General features: G+C 63.7%; 7 protein-coding genes. 6 read left to right on the forward strand and 1 reads right to left on the reverse strand.

Annotated features, from left to right (window positions below; all coding sequences use genetic code 11):
- Nucleotides 1-699: 699 nt before the first annotated feature.
- Entirely contained in the window at nt 700-996 is a 297-nt protein-coding gene (locus MOX02_RS29120) for a hypothetical protein (RefSeq protein WP_147029272.1), read from the forward strand.
- Nucleotides 997-1,140: 144 nt separating this feature from the next.
- Here the strand turns inward: MOX02_RS29120 and rnhA are convergent, their stop codons facing one another.
- Nucleotides 1,141-1,812, reverse strand: coding sequence for a ribonuclease HI (rnhA, locus tag MOX02_RS29125; RefSeq protein WP_147029273.1), 672 nt, complete (start codon nt 1,810-1,812; stop codon nt 1,141-1,143).
- 1,050 nt (nt 1,813-2,862) lie between these two features.
- Here rnhA and MOX02_RS29135 point away from each other — a divergent pair.
- The 5 genes from MOX02_RS29135 to MOX02_RS29155 all read left to right on the forward strand — a co-directional run bounded on the left by MOX02_RS29135 (nt 2,863) and on the right by MOX02_RS29155 (nt 5,486).
- Nucleotides 2,863-3,507 (forward strand): SOS response-associated peptidase, encoded by a 645-nt coding sequence (locus MOX02_RS29135; RefSeq protein ID WP_147029274.1) that lies wholly within the window; start codon nt 2,863-2,865, stop codon nt 3,505-3,507.
- 136 nt (nt 3,508-3,643) lie between these two features.
- A complete protein-coding gene (locus tag MOX02_RS29140) occupies nt 3,644-4,111 on the forward strand; it encodes a Ros/MucR family transcriptional regulator (RefSeq protein WP_147029275.1) in 468 nt (155 codons plus the stop codon).
- Between the two features lie 114 nt (nt 4,112-4,225).
- Nucleotides 4,226-4,477, forward strand: a complete 252-nt coding sequence (locus MOX02_RS33075) for a PilZ domain-containing protein (protein WP_147029276.1) — start codon at nt 4,226-4,228, stop codon at nt 4,475-4,477.
- Between the two features lie 68 nt (nt 4,478-4,545).
- Entirely contained in the window at nt 4,546-5,136 is a 591-nt protein-coding gene (locus MOX02_RS29150; RefSeq protein WP_147029277.1) for a hypothetical protein, read from the forward strand.
- Nucleotides 5,137-5,198: 62 nt separating this feature from the next.
- Nucleotides 5,199-5,486 (forward strand): hypothetical protein, encoded by a 288-nt coding sequence (locus MOX02_RS29155; protein ID WP_147029278.1) that lies wholly within the window; start codon nt 5,199-5,201, stop codon nt 5,484-5,486.
- Nucleotides 5,487-5,593: the final 107 nt, after the last annotated feature.

Consider the following 5,593-nt stretch of genomic DNA (forward strand, 5'->3'; position numbering starts at 1 on the left):
TATCGCCCGCGGCGTAGCTAGGCTTCGTGGGACGCTCTGAACTCCGTTACTCAAGACCATTGCGGCAGCACGATCCGGCAGAGTCATCGATGCCCGATCAGGACGGGGCCCGTCAGCGACGACCCGTATCGGCTCCGGGCTTACTGTCGCGCTCAGCAGCCTCCACAGCGGCTTCCCGAGCCTTCTCCTCGCTTCGGTAGGCTCGGTCTGATCGCTGGATCAGCTTGCCGCTCCGACGAAGGAGCCACCCGAACTGTCCCTCAGGCTTCGTCAGAGGCTCGACCTCAACGGTGTAGGGATGCGGTACGTCGTTGCTCATGAACAGCCTATGCCATAGCAGCGCAGTACGACCAACCTTTGCTCTCAACCGGCAAGGTGCCCCTGATCTCAGGTCCCGTGCCGCCCTCATCTACTACAGCCTCGACATGATCTGACCGGCATCTCGGACCGAGCCGATTGCGAGGCTACTGTATGGTAGCGACTATGGGTAAGCAGAGGGCTAGATCCGGGAGGCTCAGCTTGCGAAATGGCTTTTGCCTGCCTGGGTTGCTTTCGAACGGAATCGCACGAAATTTCTGCAATGCCCGCAGATGCCATGATCTGAACACTGTCCGCCAAGACAATGCTGATCCTTGAGCTTCCGTTTGCAAAAAGATCACCTTCTGGGGAGCTCATTGAGTAGCGTAAGAGGAGGTTGGCATGATGGAGTTTAGCCGCGCCAAAGATGAGGTGACGACGCAGCTCGCGTTTTCTCTGCTCAGCGACGCGTACGCGGATTTGGCGAGAACCCTGATCGAGATCGAAGACGAAGCGGCCCGGCAGCTGCTGAAGAATGTCCAGCAGAGAGCTGCCTTGCACTGCTCCCAGGTTCAGGAAGCCGACAACGACAGCGAGATCAGGACCGAGATCCTCGCGGCTGCCGCCGACCAAGTGCAGGTGGTCCTGAGTGAGGTGCTGGAGCCTATCGAGATTGAGGCGGAGCCACTCGCGGCGTAACAGCGAGGACGGATTCAGCGCGGGTGGCGGGCGCACGGCGTACTTCGGCGCCCGCCAAGTGGCCAGCCAGCGGGATCAGGAGCGCAGGTCCAGCCACTTGCCCTCGGTCGGCACTGCACTCTCGTAGTGTGGAAACGTGTGCGATCACGCAGCAGAAGCTGGCGTGGGTTTCAGGCGCGTTTGCAGGCGGGCAGTCTCCGCTGGCCCGAGAGCTAAGACCAGCCTCACTGCCTCCTCAACGAACGCCGACGGTGTGGTGCCAGCCCGCTTGGCCGCGCGCGCGATCTCAAGGCCCAGCGCGAGGTCGATCTGCACCGGTGCCGTGCGGCCCACCGGCACCGAGGCAGCCGAAACAGACGGCAGAACCGGAGTGGATAACCGCGGCAGCCCTCGGGCCTCACGTCGCCCCTGTGCGGCCAAGCGGTCGGCGCGCTCGTTGAGAGGGTCGCCCGCATGGCCTCGAACCCACGTCCAACGCACATCGCGGCGGCTGGCAAGCCCGTCGAGGCGCTTCATCAGATCGACGTTCTTCACCTCGCCCGTCGTGGTCCGCCAGCCCTTCGCCTTCCAGCCGCGCATCCACTCGGTGACGGACTTCACCACGTACTGGCTGTCGCAGCGCATCTCGATCGGCGCGCCTTCGGGAAAGTGCTCTAGCGCTCGGATGGCCGCGGTCAGCTCCATTCGGTTGTTGGTGGTGCCGAGCTCGCCGCCGCAGAGCTCAACGGTGCCTTCCTGTCCCGAAATGACCACGCCCCAGCCACCGGGGCCAGGATTGGGGTCGCAGCCGCCATCGGCATAGACAACCGTTCGCATGGGCAGTGATCCTTCCGGAATGAGGGTCAGGCGCGCTTTCTGCCGAGCGTCGGCCCAGGATGATGAGCGCCGACAGACCTGCTCCCGAGGCGCACCTCCGTGCTAGCTGCCGGTTGGAAACGAATGGTTTACCGGGGCCACATCCAGCGCCAAGCGATGGGAGAGGTCAGGACGGTTGAAGCGCTTCAGCCCGTCGCTTTGCAACGGGGGCGAGCCTGTTCTGGTGCGATGCTCAGCTGGCTTCCCTGACGGGAACAAAAAGCTTGGCCTCACAGTTGCGGACAATAGGAAAGCTGGGCAGCCATTGTGCCGTGATGGGACGGCGATGTGTCTCCGAGCAGGAGTTCCGGCTGTGGCCGCTTCCGCTTCTGTTATCCTGCCATCCTCATTCGAACTGGCACCGCAAGCGGCTGCTCGCGCCCTCGCCATCACACATGCGAAACAGCTTTGCGCTCTGGCGCGTGCAGCACACCGTGACGGCGCTCCAAGACCTGAACTTCGAGCAGCTAACGCCAGAGCAGCAGCGCGGAGCGTCCTGGCTCATGCGCGCCGGCTGGGGGAAGCTGCGCAAACGAACCCGACTTGCAGTCACGCGCTCCTTCCGTCTGCCTGACAGCCTCAGTTTCGCGCTGCTTTGCTGAGCGACAATTTACGACCGCGATGAAGGCGTCACGTTGTATGTGCTGTGAGGTTTATGGCCGCGACCGCCAAAACGATCTGTTAACTATGTTCAAGCATACGGAGCCGTAGGGCGCCGGGATCTCAGCCCACTGAGATGCACGCCTAAGTGGGCAGAGGTTGCAACATGCGGGGCAACTCCCGAAGGGTTCGCCAAGCCCAAGATTACAGCTCACCCACTCTGATCGGCCTTGGCATATTGTTGATGTTCGTGGCCGCCGCCCTGCCTTCACTCTTCGGGCTTTGAGCCTGAGCGACGACCGAGCCGACGAAAGCAACCTTGTCGCGCTCAGCTCGATGTGGAGGGCGGGGACATCGAGATCCCCACGTTCACGCACTTGAACGGGCCCGATCCCCCTGGGACGATCAGGCATGTGCAATCTCTACAGCCTGAACAAGGGTCAGGACGCGATCCGGCGCGCCTTCGGCATCACCGATGATCAGACCGGCAACCTGCCGCCGCTGCCTGGAATCTTCCCCAACCAGATGGCGCCCGTCGTGCGCCAGCGGGGTGAGGGCCGCGAGCTCAGCATGATGCGCTGGGGCTTCCCGCCTCCGCCGAAGATCGGCACGCAGCCGGTGACGAACGTGCGCAACGTCGCCTCGCCGTACTGGCGGCCCTGGTTGAAGCCGGAGTACCGCTGCCTCGTGCCGGTGAGTGCGTTCAGCGAGTATGCCGACACCAAGCCGAAGAAGACGCAAGTGTGGTTTGCTCTCTCCGACGAGCGGCCGCTGTTTGCGTTCGCCGGCATCTGGCGGCCATGGACGGGCATACGCGGCCCGAAGCGCGAGGAGCCGGTCGAGGAGGAGCATCTGCTCTACAGCTTCCTCACGACGGAGGCGAACGGCGTGGTCGGTCCTGTGCACCCGAAGGCGATGCCGGTGCTGCTGACCACCGAGGATGAGTGGAGCACATGGCTTGAAGCACCAACCGAGGAAGCTCTGCGGCTGCAGCGGCCGCTGCCGGACGAGATGATGAAGGTCGTCGCGCGTGGTGCCCGCAAGGATGAAGGTTGAACGGCTGGCACAGAACTGCAGGAGCAGTTTGCGCCGAAAAAGGCCTTTCCGATTGTCTCTGGGCAAACCCCCTTGATTTGCCGCTGCATATGATGGTCTACGCCGCGTGAGGGCGCGCGAACCATGGACTTACACCTTGACAGAAAATACTGAGTGGCAGACCCCCGACTTCATCGAACTCGCGGCCGATATCGTCTCGGCCTACGTTGCCAAGAACCCTGTGCGGGTTGATGACCTGCCGGCACTTCTCACCAACGTTCATGCGGCGCTGACCGGCCTCACGAGCGGAGCGCCTCAGGCCGTTGAGGAAGAGGTGGAGAAGGCCACGCCTTCGCAGATCCGCAAGTCGATTAGGCCGGACGCGCTGATCTCGTTCATCGATGGCCGGCCCTACAAGACGCTCAAGCGCCACCTGACCGGCCACGGGCTCGATCCGCACAGCTATCGCCAGCGGTACGGCTTACCGAGCGACTATCCGATGGTGTGCGCCAACTACGCCGCCCAGCGCTCTGAGCTTGCCAAGTCCATCGGCCTCGGACGCCCCGCCGCTCGTCCCGCTGAGACCGAGGCTGCAAAGGGTAGCGCCCGCCGTAAGGCTGCCTGAGAGTAGCCGCTTCTCAGCGTGCTGCCGCGAGCTTGAGGATCGGTCTTAGCTACCGATCCTCAACGTTCGACGGCCTACAGCTCAGCCGGGAAAGCCGATATTAGAGCAAGCCGAATGCTATTCGCTGGGCAAGAGCGACGCCGTTCCGTCCGCACCATCGCCAATGTACCTGGGACGGCCACCTTCGCGAACGGGCGACAGGTTAGCTGCACAGTGGTGGATCAGTCGGACACGGGCGCGAAGCTGGCTTTCAGTGCGATCGGGTTGTTGCCGGAGCGCTTCGAACTCTCCTTCGGGGTCAGGAAGGCGCGGCCCGTGAGCGTGGTGTGGCGGCGAGGCTCGGAGGTCGGTGTGACCTTCGTCTGATTTGCGCGTCCAAAGAGCGCCTGCCGATTCGCTTGACCATGCCGCTCGCGGGCTGTCAGAGCGAGGTGATGGACCCCACCATCCCACCTGCCATCCTGTTTGGTCTCGCCCGTGACATCCTCCGCAACGAGATGGGCAAGCGCATTGAGCAGCGCCGATCTGTCGGGCGAGACACGCCCGAAGGCGCACGACTCACGCAAGAGATCTCCACGCTGGTCGACCTCGGCAAGGATCTCGACGAGACCACCGCCAAGCAGATCATCGCGGCCGGCCGAGCCGCCGTAGACAGCAAGCTCGCGCTTCCGAAGATGCCGCGCGTCGATGCCGCGGAGATCCGCGAGCGCTACCCGGATCTGCTCGCCAACGATGCGCAGGTGTGGGTCGGCGCTGGCTGGCGGGGGATCCTCAACGACGCGTTCGACGCGGTGAAGGATTGCGATGTCGTCGTCAGGGTGGCGCGCGAGCACTGCGCGGGTTTGCACCTGATCATAGGTCCCAAATCCGATTGGCTGGAGGCCGACTTCGATCTTGCGGCCGAGGTGACGGAGCGGACGTGGTCGCGCTCTCTGCAGGTGTGCGAGACCTGTGGCTGCCAGTCAGCCGAGGGAGCCTGGTCTCGATACCGGACGCGCTGCGCCGAACATGTGGAGGTCCGGTAGCCCTGAGGCACACCGTTACCTGTCGAGACGGCAGGAACGCCGATCCGCGGGAGGAAGCACAGGTGCAGGACCTGGTTCAGGACGACTACCGCGACCGAGGCATTCAGGACGGCCGGGCTTGCGTGGCCGATATCGAGGCCAACGGCGCGGCGGAGATCCTCCTAGCCGGCCGCAGCGACGTGGCATTCTCCGAGATCCTCGTGAAGGCTCTGGCCCGATCCGTGGCGACGCTCAACCTGCGTGGATCGAGCGACGCCGCCGAACGCTACGCCGAGGGCTTTCTACAGGGCGCGAACGATGCTGTGACGGCGCTGCGGGCGCAGAATGGCTCAGCGAACGAGGCACAGTAGCGAAGCCGCACGGCGAGACAAGTTGCTCGCAGCGCCATAGCTTGTTGTGCTTCCACGGGCAAAGCGGCCTGCAAGCCAAGCCAGTGAGCACGCTGAATCTCGAACTC

It is taken from the genome of Methylobacterium oxalidis, assembly GCF_007992195.1.
GTDB lineage: Bacteria > Pseudomonadota > Alphaproteobacteria > Rhizobiales > Beijerinckiaceae > Methylobacterium > Methylobacterium oxalidis.

Coding starts and splice junctions, on each gene's coding strand:
- MOX02_RS33075 (WP_147029276.1), top strand. CDS start 4,226: ATGCTATTCGCTGGGCAAGAGCGACGCCGTTCCGTCCGCACCATCGCC.
- rnhA (WP_147029273.1), bottom strand. CDS start 1,812: ATGCGAACGGTTGTCTATGCCGATGGCGGCTGCGACCCCAATCCTGGC.
- MOX02_RS29135 (WP_147029274.1), top strand. CDS start 2,863: ATGTGCAATCTCTACAGCCTGAACAAGGGTCAGGACGCGATCCGGCGC.
- MOX02_RS29120 (WP_147029272.1), top strand. CDS start 700: ATGATGGAGTTTAGCCGCGCCAAAGATGAGGTGACGACGCAGCTCGCG.
- MOX02_RS29150 (WP_147029277.1), top strand. CDS start 4,546: ATGGACCCCACCATCCCACCTGCCATCCTGTTTGGTCTCGCCCGTGAC.